The following is a 13898-nucleotide window of genomic DNA, read 5'->3' on the forward strand; positions in this document are numbered from 1 at the left end:
GACATGACGACCGTCCACACCATCGCCGTCGAGGGCACCGAACAGGGCGTGCCCTGCGCGGAGAACCAGACGCTGCTCGACTCGTTCCTGCGCAACGGCGTGTGGGTGCCGAACTCCTGCAACCAGGGGACGTGCGGGACCTGCAAGGTCCGTGTCCTTCGGGGCGCGGTGAACCACGGCGCCAGCCCGGACTACACCCTTCCCACACAGGAGCGGGAGCAGGGCCTCGCTCTCGCCTGCCAGGCCACGCCGTGCGCCGACACCGTGGTCGAGCCGACCCGCCAGGACGGGATCGGGGCGGAGCACTTCCGTGCGCTGCGCGACTTCGAGGGCGTCGTCGTCGGCCTCGAGGAGATGGCCCGGGACACGAAGCGGGTGCGCATCGCCCTCGACGAGCCGATCGAGTACTCCCCGGGACAGTACGTGGAGCTCAAGGTCCCGGGCACGGACCAGTACCGCCACTACTCTCTGGCGAACAGCGCCGGCCGCGACACGGAGATCGAGCTGCACGTGAAGCGCCAGGCTGCAGGCCTGGCCTCCGACTCCTGGATCTTCCGGACGATGACGCTCGGGGACCGCGTGGAGCTCAAGGGGCCGATGGGCGATTTCGTCTACGCCGATGCCGACACCGACGGGGGCGTGATCATGCTCGCCGGTGGAACGGGCATGGCTCCCATCAAGGGCATCCTCCAGTGCGTGCTCGACGACCAGCCCGACAGGGAGGTGCACCTCTACCACTCGGTGCGCTCCGAGACGGACCTGTACGACACCGCCTACTTCGAGGGCCTGGCCGAGCGGCACCCCAACTTCCACTGGAAGCCGTGCCTGACGGACCAGGTCTGGGAGGGTCGGGTCGGCTATCCCTCGGAGCTGGTGCCGGAGGAGTTCATCACGCTCAAGGGCTGGTCCGGATACCTGTGCGGCCCGCCGGCCATGGTCGAGGCGGGCAAGCGGGCCTTCAAGAGGCGGCGGATGTCCCCGCGGCGGATCCACCGGGAGAAGTACACCGTCTCGGTGCCTCCGGAGGGAGCGGCAGAGCCGCGGGGCGAAGAAGGTGCGGCGACGGGGACCCCGCCCGGGGCACTTGCTGCCGTCGTCGGTTGAGCCTCACGGTGCTCGAGAGCCCAGCCCCTCCGGGTCGGGCGGTGGTGGTGCGTCGGGTCGTCGCCATCCGTCCTGACCGGGGCCCGTGACCAGCGCGACCGAGGGTGCCGCCCGGGAGGCTCCCGAGCGGCACCCTCGCTCTCAGCCGCGAGCGCCCAGCACGGAGTGCGCGATGAGCAGGTCGAGGCGGCGGACGTCGACCTTTTCCGGACGCGGAACTTGATCCGGTCAGAGCGGGCCCACAGCTCCAGCTCGCCGTCGACAGTCCCCGCGTTCTCGGAAGGCCACCCGGCGAGGGCCGAGTGCGGCAGCCGCCGGACGTTCTTCGTTGACCTCGTGCCCAGTTCTTACGGCGTCTGCGACAGCGGCGCCCTCCCCGGACCAGGCCGTCCGGCGAACGCCTGGACGATGTCGAGCCACGCGTCGGCGTCGGGGCCCTCCGCGACGAGGTCCCCGTCCTGGCGGTGCCGCCGCCGGGTGGCGAGTAGCGCGAAGTCCAGGGCCGGGCCGGTCACGCGCTGCGCTGCCTCGGCCGGCCCCCAGGTCCAGGTCTCATCCTCGTGGGTGAGTTCCACGCGGAACGGATCGGCCGGCGGGTCCAGCCGGCGCTGTTTGAAGGCGTAGTCGCGGGTGGCCACGCCCAGGTGGGCGACGTGCCGCAGCCGGTGCGAGGCCACCGGGGGAACCCCGAGGGCGTCGCGGACGTCCTGGCCGTGGGCGAAGGTCTCCATGATCCGGGCGCTGGCCATCATGGGAGCCCCCATGGGCGGGCCGATCCACGGGATGCGCTCGCCCTCCGGCACGGCGGCGAGCCGCTCGAGCACGCGGCGCCGGCTGTCCTGCCAGGTCGCCAGGATCTCGGCCGGGGGCCGTGCGGCACCCTCCTGGGCGCCGCGGTCGACGACGTCGGCCTCCGCCCGGAACCGCTCCCGCAGCTGCGCGAAGACCTCCGGCTCCTCGAGGGCGGTCAGCACGGTCCGCTCCGTCCAGGTGAGGTGGGCAACCTGGTGGCGGATCGTCCACCCCTGCGCCGGGGTGGGGCGGTCCCAGTCCTCGGCGGACAGCGGGCGCAGCAGCTCCTCGAGCAGGTCCCCCTCCTGGCGCAGGTCGGCCAGCAGAGCGGCGGGGTCGGGGCGGGTCATCGGCTCATCACGGTGCGCAGCTCCTTCTTGAGGATCTTGCCGGTCGCGTTGCGGGGCAGGTCGTCCAGGAACTCTACGTCGGTGGGCACCTTGTAGGCGGCCAGGCGCTCGCGGCACCAGGTGCGCAGCTCCTCGGCGGTCGCGGTGGAGCGCCCGCTCAGCACCACGAACGCCCTGCCGGTCTCGCCCCACCGCTCGTGCGGCACCCCGACCACGGAGGCCAGCACGACGTCGGGGTGCTGGTAGAGCACGCTCTTGACCTCGGCGGGGTACACGTTCTCCCCGCCGGAGATGTACATGTCCTTCCACCGGTCCACGATGTGGAAGATGCCGTCCTCGTCGACCTGGGCGGCGTCGCCGGTCCGGAACCAGCCCTCGGGCGTGATGGCCTGCGCGGTCTCCTCCGGCTTGTTCCAGTACCCCCGCATGAGCAGGGGGCCGCGCACCCACAGCTCGCCGATCCGGCCGGCGGGCAGCTCCGAGCCGTCGAGGTCGCGCACGCTGCACTCGGCGTGGACCACCGGGATGCCGATGGCCGAGGGCCCGTCGCTGCCCCGCGGCGGCATGGTCAGGATCGTGGAGCCGGCCTCCGTGGCGCCGAAGTCCGCCATCACGCTCACCCCCTTGGCGGTCCACTGGTCCACGACGGAGCGGGGGACCGGGGAGCCCCCGACGGCGACGACGACGGGCCGCAGCCGCACCTCGGCCAGACCCGTCACGCCACAAGCACCGTCCACCCCTAGCGATTCGTTGGAAAGTTGTAGTCAGCCAGTCTGCGGCGGGCGAGCTCTAATTCATCTTCGTTGAAGAGGACCTGGAACTCGGGATCGAGCACGGTGTTCTCAACGGTGAGATCGAGTCGTTTACGCTCCCACAGTGCGGTGAAGCCCTTGGATGGAGAATTGCTAGCGAGGAGTCGTCGGGCCGTCTCCAGCCCACCGTATTGATTAAGCATCTCCAAGTAGTAGGTCGCGTTGTAACCGGCTTCCTTCTTGGCGCGCACGTAGACGTCCTGCATGGCTTTGTTGAAGCGACGAAGAAGGTCATCCGCCGATTCAGCGGCGGATGTGGTTCCAGACGGTTCCTCCTTCACCACCTCGGGGTCGACCGACTTCCCTGGACTAGCATCCGTTGTCGCGACCGCTGTTGGACTCATAGGTATTGGCCCTGGCCAGACCGCGCAGATGGCTTTAGCCATATGTGTATTGCGGGCCTTGATATCGTCTTCAGTCCATGAGTCGATGTGCTTGAGGATCTCCTTATTGAGTACCAGGAGGCTGAACTCGTCGAGAAGTGCCCACTTACCCTTGCCTACTTCACCGCCCTCCTTGAGACCGATGGCAGCTGCGTCGGTCCAGGGGCGGTTGGAGAGAGAGCTGTTGAGAGACTTCGTGACGAGCGTGAGGTTGCCGATCGTGTTGACGTATTTGTCACGCTTGGCTGCTTTCTCTGGTGAAAGCTCTGGCGTGTTCCAGTGGGTGCGCCAGCCTCGGGGCATGACATGCTCGATCTGCAACCCAGCGGGGAGGGAGACTTCCTCGTGCTTGGGGCTTTGATGCCGAAGGTGTTGCTCGATCGCCGCGAGCACGACACGGAGGCGACTCTGCTTGATGTTGCCGTAGGTTTTGACTTCCGGTAGCTGACCGATCACGTCGGCATCGGTTGGCCACAGTCGCGATTCGGCGGTCTGCTCGGACAGGAAAGCGTGGATCTTGTGTCCCACCCTTGGGGCTGGGACTCCGTCGAGGGCCTTGATGATCGTCACCATGAATCGGTTGAGGCCCATAGGACTCATCCTCAGCAGCGTGCGGCGAATCACCCAGCTTTCAACCGACTCCAAAGCTAGGCGCAGCTGATCTTGTGGGACTCGGTGATTCTCGGACAACAGCCACAGAAAGAGTGGTGTTGTCGCGGCGAGCTCCATCGTTTCGATGACCCGGGAGTAGAAGCGACCCTCAGAAGTCCTTGCATCGAGCTGAGCAAAGCTGCGGTAGGTGTCGGCGTCGCGTCGGAGCTCGGTGAGCAGTGCATCGGCGGCCATTGCGCTCCGCATTTTGGGCTTTGCATACTCCGCGAATACTCGGAAGACGTGGTCGGTCTTGACCTCCTCCTGCAGTCGCATCGTCAGCCAGTACTGGAGGAAGATGTCGACGCGAGAGCGTACCTGACGTCCCTGGGCGATTTCCTCTCGCCACCACACATCATCGAAGTCGCTCCAGTGCGTCACCGACCACTTCTCGACGTCAGCTCTGAGGGCTTCCCCATGATGGAAGACCCAGTTTTTGATGAGATCGGCCTTCAACAGCGGAGTGCCTCGGTCGTTCAGCGTTTCGAAGATCAGCTGCGAGTCGTCGTGGCCTGAAAGGTCGATCGCGACCAGGGTGAGCCGGTCCTGCAACGTTGAACTCAACGCCTCGACACGTAGCTCCTCCGTACCTGGTGGAGCGGAGCCGTCCTCATCCGGCTCGCCTGTAATCCATCGCGTAGCCTCCGCGCGGAAGAAAGTGTGGGATTCAACGATCCGGTGCTCACCTTCCCAATCGCCTTCGGGATCCATGGCGTAGGCGAAGGCCTTACGGTCGGCTTGCGACGGCCAGAGCTTGAATCGCTCGCGCTTTCCAACGAAGGCCTTGGACTTGTTCGCGATGAGGTCTTCGATCCCCTCCGCGTGCAACTCGTGCTCACGCTCGTCGAGTACCTGGTGCGCAGCGTCGAGGAGAAGCTGGAGAGTAGTCATACGCTGTTGACCGTCGATGACCTCGTGTCGCGTGACGTCTCCCGCGACGGCTGGTTTCGATACGTAGACGACGGCGCCGAGAAAATGTTGCGGGGTCTCTGGCTCGGTGTCTGCTTCCTTGGCGAGGACGTACCCCTCGGCGACGCGAACTACATCGTCCCATAACGGCGCCCATTGGTCCTCTTCCGTCCAGACGTAGGGGCGCTGGAATGCGGGAATCTCATAGTGCTCTTTGCCTTCGAACAGGTCACGCGGGCTCCGCGGATGCGCTTCCATTTATTACACACCTCCGTGACTCGTGAATTCGGGTGACACCTTTCACAGGATATGGGGATCGGGGCGGAAGGTGTAGGTGACTGCCCACCTTGTTAGAGTTGGAAGTTGGGAACTGGCGACCAGTAGCGAGTGTTGCTCCTATGTCGCCCCGGTACTACCACTCTTCGACGAGCTCATGCAGGTGTGCCTCGTCGGCGAGACTCAGTCCCGGGAACAGTCCGGCGGTCGACATGAAGTTTAGGTCATAAAAATCAGGGGAAATTTTGGGTGAGACTTGCACTGCCGGGTGCATCTGATTCTCAGTGGGTCGAAACCTTATATAAGTCCCACCTTCACTAGCTACACAACATTCGTCTGTCACTATGCACTCGCCGCATTCCTAGACAAAGGCAATGCAAACTCAGCATCCCCATCGGCTACTTCAGTGCCACGCCTGGCGCCGCAATTTTCTCAATTTCTTCCAAATTCTTCCTTAGCGGAGACACAGCATAGTTAACTTCCATGGCACCGCCCGAATATCCTTTATGAACCTTGCCTCGTGGCGTGACGTCCTCAGCCTCATTGCCCCAGACGTCCCATCCTTCTCGGGGATACCTAGCGAACATCTCGAGATAGGGGCCTGGCGAGCAGTCTTCGATCAGCTGGTACTGCTCATCCGGCTTGCGCGAATGTTCTCTCTTGCGCGTTTCGATCATATTGACCTGACGGCGAGCTGGGGGAAGAGTTCGCATCGAGCCTTTCACGCCGAACAAAATTGGTTCAGTAACGTTGCGGAAGTAGAAACCCACTCCGCGACCGTCCGGTCCGCCATCCTTGCGTCGCTTCGCCCAAATGATATTGGAAACGTATCGGAAGCCCCACGCTTCCATCACCTTTAGACCGTCCGGTAACAGCGCGTTTGGCACCCATAGGTAGAGATGCGCGTTCTTCGCCGTGTGATGGTCGACCGGCAGGTTCATAATGTCGTCGAGCGTCATTGTGTCGTATCGGTCCAGCCGGCGGTGCTCAGGAGCCACCTTGCCGGTGCGGTTGGCGAACCGCCATGGAGGGTCTGCAAGCACGGTCTGGTACCCGCCTTCAATGGTGGGCAGGGGAGTAAAGGGCGTGGGCGTGACGTCAGCACGAAGGGGAGCAACCATAGCCCCATCAGTCTATGGGTCCAGACCGACAGCCCTAGACGTCCAGCGCAAGTTCCACACCGTCGGTCACGATCACATCTGGCAACTTGGACCCAGGAACCGGGACACCCTTGCCAGCCCAGGTGGAGCGAGTGATGCCGACCACCCATACTGGGCAACCGCCTGCATCGCCGCGCGTCAACCTTGGCTTGACCTTTTCGAGGTTGGTAGTAGTTGAGGTGCCAAGTCTCCTGTAGGCATCCTCGCTCTTTAGGTCTTCGCTACACAGATCTCGAATACCTTGGTGGTCGCGCGTGATGATCGCCGCGGCGTCAATTAGGCCCAGGTCGTAGAGAGAGCGGTAGGCGGCCAGATCGCGGTCCAGGTTGCCGTCCTTGGCATTCCACTCAACATCGAGAGCAATGCGGCCCTTCATGTTGTCAACCTCGAATCCGTCGTTGTAGACGGTCGACTCCAAGAATTGCTCGTCATAGGTGGTGGAACTAGCGGTCCTCTTCATCTTGCCTACCAGCTTGTGCACTGTATTGATGCGCACAGCGCGCCAGCCAAGGTCCTCAAACGCCTTGTCGAGCCGCGTAGGGATCTGCCCGCGGTTGCCGCCGGGTGTCAGAATGTCGAGATCGTACACGAAGAACTCGTCGAGCACATTGAGAATCTCTGAAAAGGACTCCGGCGCGGAGGCGTTGAGCATCGCGGCTGCGTTGCGTACCTCAAGGAACTTGTACTTGGCCTTCATCTCGGCATCGAGTAGCCGGTTGTGTGACTGTGTCAGGTCCATGCATAGGACGTTACTCGCAGCCGATGTTGTGACATCAATCGCGTACAGGTGTGTCGCTTAGGCAATTCCACTCCACCGCAGGAGGCTCTCGCCGCGCCACTGATCAGAACAGAGGATCACAACCACTCAACCAACGTCCCCGATCAGTACACCTAGGGACGTCAAACGGCGAGGTCAGGCCCGCTGCCCTCGGCGTCCGGGACGTCTGGGATATCAGCCACCACGAGTGGACACCAGGGCAAGGGTCGATCACTGCCTGTAGCGGTCGGACCAGCTCCATCCCGGCGAGGTTCGGCTCAGCGTCCGACGTGCTCATACGCCATCACCTGCCGCACCATCGGCTGGCAGCACACCAGCACCAGCTCCCGCACGCGCCCACTGATGATCCGCTCCAGCTGGCCGGCGTAGAGGGACAGCTGCTGCCGGTAGGCCTCCTGGCTCACCTCGGAGAGCGCCATGTCCGTCTTGTAGTCCACGATCACGTAGTCCCCGTCCGGCTCCCGGTACAGCAGGTCCACCACGCCCTCGAGCACGGCGCCGTCCTCATCGACCGTGGCCACTGGCAGCTCCTTCCAGTGCTCGCCGGCGGCGGCCGCCCGCACGGGAGCGGAGTCCCAGGCGATGCGGGCGCAGGCGAGCAGGGCCTCGGTGCCGGGCAGGCCGTTCAGCTCCGCCACCGCCGGCGCCAGACGGTCGAGCGACTCCCGGTCGGTGAGGTCGCACAGCTCCATGAGCCGGTGCAGGGCCGTGCCGAACTCGGGCCCGTGGAGCAGCTCTGCGCGGTTCTCCGGGCCGGTGCTCTCCAGCGGCACGACGCGCTCGGGCTCCCCGAGGGCGGGCAGGGCCGGTGCGGCGGGAACGTCGTCGTCGGCCGTGGCCGCGGGACTGTCCGGGGACGGCGCGAGCACACCGTCCCCGCCAGCCGGAACCGCCGGCGCCGCGTGCGCCACCCGCGTCACCGACCGGCTGCCCTCGATTCGCGAGGCCTCGGCCCAGTGCCCGCTCACCGCGCTCCACTCGGCGAGCACCTCGTCCCAGGACCGCTCCTCCGGAACCGCCTCCGCCCGGCGGCGCACGCTCTCGACATCCTCGAACGGCAGCTCCGGCGTGCCCGCCACGTGCGCCTTCCGCAGCTGCGCCGCGTGCGAGGACTCGCCCTTCTCCGAGACCGTGTACAGCGACACCACCAGGTGGCTCTGCGCCCGGGTGCACGCCACGTACAGCAGGCGCAACCGCTCGGCCGCGAGCATGTCCTTCTCGCGCTCCTTGAGTTCCTCGTGGCCGGCGGTGGCCAGGCCCTTCTTGAGGGAGACCTCCATGGTCCCGTCCTCGGCGAAGAGCACGTGGTGGGTAGTCGGCGGCACCTTGGTGCCGGTGCCGGCGAGGATCACCACCGGGTACTCCAGGCCCTTGGCCGCGTGCACCGTGGTGATCCGCACGGCCTTCGCGTCGGTCTCGGGGACGACCGCCTCCTTCACCCGGGCGCCCTCCGCCGTCTGGGTCTCGGCCCAGCGCAGGTAGTCGCGCAGGCTCCCGTGCGTGGCGGTGCCCCAGGCGCGGGCCTGGTCCACGACGAAGCGCAGCCGCCGCCACGTCTCCCGGTGCCGAGGCGAGTCCGTGGCGGCCTCCAGCACCAGGAACTGCTCGAGGACGCACTCCATGAGGTCCGCGACGCCGGACCGGGACAGCTCCTGCGAGAGGTTCCGCAGCGCCAGCAAGGTGCGGGCCACGCGGGTGTCTTCGAGCCCCTCGGGGGCGTCCGCCCGGTAGTTCCACCAGCCGCCCCCGAGGCGCCAGGCGGCCAGCTCGTCGTCCCCGCAACCGAGGATCGACGTCCGCAGGGCCAGCACGAGCCGGCCCGAGTCGGCCGGGTTCGCCAGCGCCTGCAGGATCAGCATGAGCTCCCGGACCTCCGCAGCGCCGTAGACCAGCGATGAGGCCTCGGCCCGGTAGACGATGCCCGTCTCGTCGAGCGCCTTCTCCAGCACCTCGAGCGACGTGCGGGTGGGGAGCAGAATCGCGATGTCCTCCTCGGTGACGGGCCGGGTTTCCGCGTCGTCGCGCCCCTCCTGGTGCCGCCAGGCTGGTCCGCCGGTCCGACCGAGTGCGGTGAGCACCGTGTGCGCCACATGCCGGGCCTCCCGCTCATGCAGCTCGGCGGCCTTGAGCTTCCCGCCGACCTCGGCGCCGGGCAGGGTCAGGCCGATCACGCTCACAGGGTGCCCGAAGCCCTCCGGCAGCGGCGGGCGCGCCGGGTCCGGCACGAGCGGCACGTAGGCCGGCTGCCGGCCGTGCTCCTCCTCGATGAGCACGCCGAACACCGCGTTGACCCACTCCAGCACGGGCCCCACGGAGCGGAAGTTGGTCTGCAGGGTCGCGATCGACGACGACGCCTCCGCCGCGGCGCGCTCCTGGAAGCCCAGGTATGTCTCGATGTCCGCCCGCCGGAACCGGTAGATGGACTGCTTCGGGTCGCCGACCGTGAACAGCCGCCCGCCGTCCACGGGCAGCTCCCGCCAGTCGTCGGGCCCGCAGGAGACGGACGAGGCCAGGCGCAGGGCGATCTCGGCCTGGATGGGGTCGGTGTCCTGGAACTCGTCGATCATCAGGCACGCGTAGCGGCCGTGCAGGCGGGCCCGGACCTCGGCGTGCTCCTCGCCGACGAGCAGGTCCCGGGCCAGCACGAGCTGATCGTGAAATTCCAGCCGTCCCTGCCGGCGGCGCTCGTCGGCGGCCTCGCGCAGAACGGAGGCCATCACGACGATGACGAGGTCCAAGGACTGGCGGATCACCGTTTCTTTGAGTGCCACAGCACGGTCGCTGATATCCTTCGCGAGCGCCCGGACCTCACCGACGTCACCAGTCCATTTCGTCTTGGATCCCTTGCTGAAGTTCTTGGTGGGCACCTTGGCCAGGTGAGAGAGCGCCGTTCTAAGAGCACCGCGCCGAGCGGTCTCAATGTCATTCGCCCAGTCGAGCAGCAGACCCGTCGCGATGTAGAGAAGATCGTCCTCGGTCTTACACCCCCCGCGCATGCGGCGTAGCTCGTCGCACGGCCGGACGATCTTCGACCACTCTGTGTCCGGAATGGTGAATTCGCTCTTCTTTGCTTCTTCCCACGGCAATCGGTCCCAGTTTCGGTCCATCGCCTTGGCCGTGTCGCGGAGCGTGTTCAGCTTCATGTCGCAGGAGAACAGCACCTCCATGGCCGCGGAGTGCTCGGGCTTGCCGAACAGCGCGCCGACGATCTGCTGCCACCGGTCCTCGAAGGCCAGCGAGGACGCAATCTCGTCGAGGGTCTCGATGCCCGGCGGGACCTGGGCCTCCAGCGGGTTCTCCCGGATGATCCGGGCGGCGAAGGAGTGAATGGTGCCGATCGGAGCGATGTCCAGGTCGTGCAGGGCTGTGCCGCGGCGGGAGCGCACGGCGTCGTCGTCGGACCCGGCCCCGAGCGCGGCCCGGACGCGCTCGCGGAGCTCCCCGGCCGCCTTCTCGGTGAAGGTGATGGCGACGACCGCGGTGATGGGCGTGCCGCGGTCCACCAGCGCCACGACGCGCTGGACCATCTCGCGGGTCTTGCCGCTGCCGGCGCCGGCCTCCACGAACACGGAGGACCCGAGCTCGTGGCGGATGGTCTCGCGGGCGGGCTCGTCGACGAGCTGGAGCTGCGCGGTCTGCGTGGTCACTTGGTGTCCTCCTGGATCAGCAGGGGCAGGTGGGGCTCGAGCTCGGGGGCGTCCTGCAGCTTGCCCCACAGGGCGGTCACGTCCCGGTGGCCGCAGACGGTGGTGACGTTGGCGTAGCGCTCCGACTCGGGACGGTGCGGGAAGATCCCGGCGCGCAGCGCGGTGACGATGCCATGGGCATCGGCGCGGAGGGTGTTGACGACGTCGTCGGTCAGCTCGTAGCCGACCGGTTCGCCGGGTGCGCCGAGGAACCAGTACTCGGCGCGCACGTCCGCCCCGCCGAGGGAGCGGGCGAACAGGCCGTAGACGGGCAGCTGGAACTTTGTGCCGCCGGCGGTCGGGTCTGCCGGGGTGATGGCCTTGAACTTGTCCCGGCGTCCCGACTTGTAGTCGACCACCCGCACCGTGCCGTCCTCATGGCGGTCCACTCGGTCCACCTTGCCGCGGAAGCGCAACATCGTGCCGTCCGGGAGGTCGAGGGCTATCTCTGGGTCCTCACCGAAGTCGACCTCGGGAGCGTTGAGGCCCCAGCCTCCGGCGTGCTGGTCCTTGAGGTGCGCGTGGGTCTCCCGCAGCTGCTCGAGCATCTCGGCGCGGTGGTGCTGCCAGAGGTCCTCGATCCAGTACTCGTTGCGCTCCCGCGCCATGATCCGCTCGGCCTCCCCGAGCAGGTGATCCACGGGCGGGAGGGCACCGTCCGCCAGGGCCTGGTTCGCGTGGTGCTCCAGTGCCTCGTGCAGGATGTTGCCCTTCAGCAGCGGGTCGATCTGCTGCGCGAGCTCCCGGTCGGCGAACAGCTCTGCGCCCAAGACTTTAGCGACGAAGTAGCCGAAGGGGTTGTTGACCCACTCCTCCAGCGCCGTGGGGGAGACGGGGCGGTCCAGGAAGTCCACGGGAAGGGCCGCCGGGCCCGCGTGGCCGGTATAGCGAGTGAACCGGCCGCGCCGCCGGTCGGCGCGCATCTCGAGGGCGCGGTTCAGGTGTTCGCTTTCCAGGTCGCCCGGGTGGTGGCCGCGGACGGTCAGCCACTGCTGGCGCAGTTCTTGCGCCGTGGCCGGCTGCGGCGTTTCGTCCGTGGCCCAACCGGCGCTGTCCCGCAGGGCCGCGACGGCGGAGGGGATCGCGGTCTCCGGCTCGTCCCGGCCGAGCAGGGCCGGGAGCCAGCGCGAGGGGAGGTACGTGCGGCTCTCCCGCAGACTGCCCCGGGGCTGGAGCAGCAGCGGCGCCGGGACTACGCTCAGTGCGGCCTCGAAGAGTTCCCTCTGTCTCCGGTCGCGCTCGTCCAGTTCCGGCAGACCCTCGGTGCGTCTGCGGACGTCCTCGGGGAGCAGCGCATCCTCCCGGGCATGGACGGGTACGAGACCGTCGGCCAGGCCCAGGAACACGGCATGGTCGAGGTCGCGGCCCAGGGCGTCGCCGAGCGAGCCGGTGGTCACGCCGGTGCCGATGCGCCCGGTCCTCGAGCGGTGGGCGGTGATGACCTCCTGCACGGTGTGCGCCACGGTCCGCGGCTCCGGGGTCGACCCGCAGCCGTCGAGGTCGGCCAGGTCCGTGAGGGCGTCCCGCAGCATCGTCCGGGCCGCGGCCCGGGTGGGCTCCTCTGGGCCGGTAGCGGCCAGGAAGTCGTCCACCAGGCGCAGAAGGACTTCGGAGGCAGCACTCCACGAGCCGGCCTGTCCGACCTCGTGCAGCTGGGCGGACAGCGCCTGGTGGAAGGCATCGAACTCCCGCTGGTCCTCTCTGCGCTTCCGCTTCTTCTCTGCTGTGCGGTCCTCCTCCGCGGCGGTGCCCTGGTCGCCGGGATCCGCCACCGGTTCGGCGTCGTCGTCCTCCGTGCTCACGGGGTTGACCCACAGGCGCTCGCAGGCCGCGGAGGAGGGCAGGGGGAGATCCCGGTGGCGCACAAGGCCCTCGGCGATCGCGTCCAGCAGCGGGCGGACGGACAGCAGTTCCTCGGGCGCGGGGAGGTGATCGAGCAGCCGCAGGACGCTGCGGGCCATGGGGGTGTCGACGAGCTGCACAGGGGCCGGGCCGTTGAACTCGATGCCCGCATCCTGCAGCCGCCGGGCCACGAGCGGACGGTAGATCTCCTCCGAGGACCAGAAGACGCCGATGCGGTGGCCCAGGGCGCCGCCTGCGAGCCAGGACGCCACTGCCCGAGCGGCGGCACGAGACTCGTCCTCGGGGTCGGAGGCGCTCATCCAGTGAGCTCCGGCCAGGTCTGGGCGACCGGCGTTCAGGACGTCGCTGTCGTCGAGGCCGAGCGCCTCGAGGACCGCGGCGGTGGCCGGCTCGGTGGCCGTCGGCAGGGCGAAGGCGAGGACGGTGCCGATGTCGCCGGCCTTGCCTGCGGCAATCCGCTCCGCGGCCGTGGTCAGCGCCTCGTGGCGGGACCAGAAGCCGCCCTCCAGCCGTGCGGTGACGGCCTGGTGGGCGCGGTGCACCTCGGAGACGACCGGAGGCGCTCCGGTGGGATCGAGCTCGATGCCGTCGAGGGTGGCCGAGCACCGGGCGAGGGCCTGGGCGGTGACGGGGCGGTCCGCGCAGTAGTCGAAGCGCCCGGGCTCCACGGCGAGCAGCCCCGCCGCGGCAGCCTGCCGCACCATCGGGGTGAGCGGCTTGCGGGACCGGGCAGCGTCGACGAGGAAGATCTCTGTGGCGAGCTGGTCGACGGTCACGGCGCGCACATTGGCGATCCCTTGCCCGCCTTCGCGAGCCGCCTCCCGCGCGAGGCGCCGGATGACGTCGAGGCCACTGGCCGGAGTGGGAACCAGGATCGTGACCCGGGCCAGCGGGGAGCCCGCGCGGACCTCGGACACACGGTCCGCCAGGGTGATCCAGGCCGACTCCACGTCCACCGGCTCTGCAGTCGTCACGGCGTTCTTCCTCTCCTCGAAGCGTTTCCGGAATCGCAGCGAGGTCCCCGCCACGACGACAATTTCGTGGGTCGTGTCCCCTTTGCAGGGGACGCATCCGGCAGGCTTGTTTTCATCTGCAATCCGATATCCGACTGTAAGGGCGGAGTGGGACATCGCA

At 67.4% G+C, this 13898-nt stretch carries 8 protein-coding genes; 1 reads left to right on the top strand and 7 read right to left on the bottom strand.

All coding sequences use genetic code 11. The features are described 5' to 3' along the window. The first annotated feature begins 3 nt into the window (after positions 1-3). Entirely contained in the window at positions 4-1104 is a 1101-nt protein-coding gene (locus LQU92_RS04805; protein ID WP_230777909.1) for a 2Fe-2S iron-sulfur cluster-binding protein, read from the top strand. A gap of 347 nt (positions 1105-1451) precedes the next feature. On the opposite strand, the gene LQU92_RS04810 is transcribed toward LQU92_RS04805, so the two are convergent. The 7 genes from LQU92_RS04810 to LQU92_RS15220 all read right to left on the bottom strand — a co-directional run bounded on the left by LQU92_RS04810 (position 1452) and on the right by LQU92_RS15220 (position 13738). Next, complete coding sequence (locus tag LQU92_RS04810) at positions 1452-2246, bottom strand: TIGR03084 family metal-binding protein (RefSeq protein ID WP_230777912.1); 795 nt, start codon at positions 2244-2246, stop codon at positions 1452-1454. Beyond that, positions 2243-2965, bottom strand: a complete 723-nt coding sequence (locus LQU92_RS04815; RefSeq protein WP_230777915.1) for a class I adenylate-forming enzyme family protein — start codon at positions 2963-2965, stop codon at positions 2243-2245. Before LQU92_RS04815 ends, LQU92_RS04810 begins: the two co-directional genes overlap by 4 nt. Before the next feature lie 20 nt (positions 2966-2985). Beyond that, complete coding sequence (locus tag LQU92_RS04820) at positions 2986-5259, bottom strand: DUF262 domain-containing protein (RefSeq protein ID WP_230777919.1); 2274 nt, start codon at positions 5257-5259, stop codon at positions 2986-2988. A 416-nt stretch (positions 5260-5675) separates the two neighbouring features. After that, complete coding sequence (locus LQU92_RS04825; RefSeq protein ID WP_230777923.1) at positions 5676-6398, bottom strand: MT-A70 family methyltransferase; 723 nt, start codon at positions 6396-6398, stop codon at positions 5676-5678. A gap of 34 nt (positions 6399-6432) precedes the next feature. Further along, positions 6433-7176, bottom strand: a complete 744-nt coding sequence (locus tag LQU92_RS04830) for a BglII/BstYI family type II restriction endonuclease (protein ID WP_230777925.1) — start codon at positions 7174-7176, stop codon at positions 6433-6435. Between the two features lie 296 nt (positions 7177-7472). Then, positions 7473-10862 (bottom strand): exodeoxyribonuclease V subunit beta, encoded by a 3390-nt coding sequence (locus tag LQU92_RS04835; protein ID WP_230777929.1) that lies wholly within the window; start codon positions 10860-10862, stop codon positions 7473-7475. After that, positions 10859-13738, bottom strand: a complete 2880-nt coding sequence (locus LQU92_RS15220; RefSeq protein ID WP_230777932.1) for a PD-(D/E)XK nuclease family protein — start codon at positions 13736-13738, stop codon at positions 10859-10861. Before LQU92_RS15220 ends, LQU92_RS04835 begins: the two co-directional genes overlap by 4 nt. Between the last annotated feature and the right edge of the window lie 160 nt (positions 13739-13898).

Source organism: Kocuria sp. LUK, from assembly GCF_021012935.1.
GTDB classification, from domain to species: Bacteria; Actinomycetota; Actinomycetes; order Actinomycetales; family Micrococcaceae; genus Kocuria; species Kocuria flava.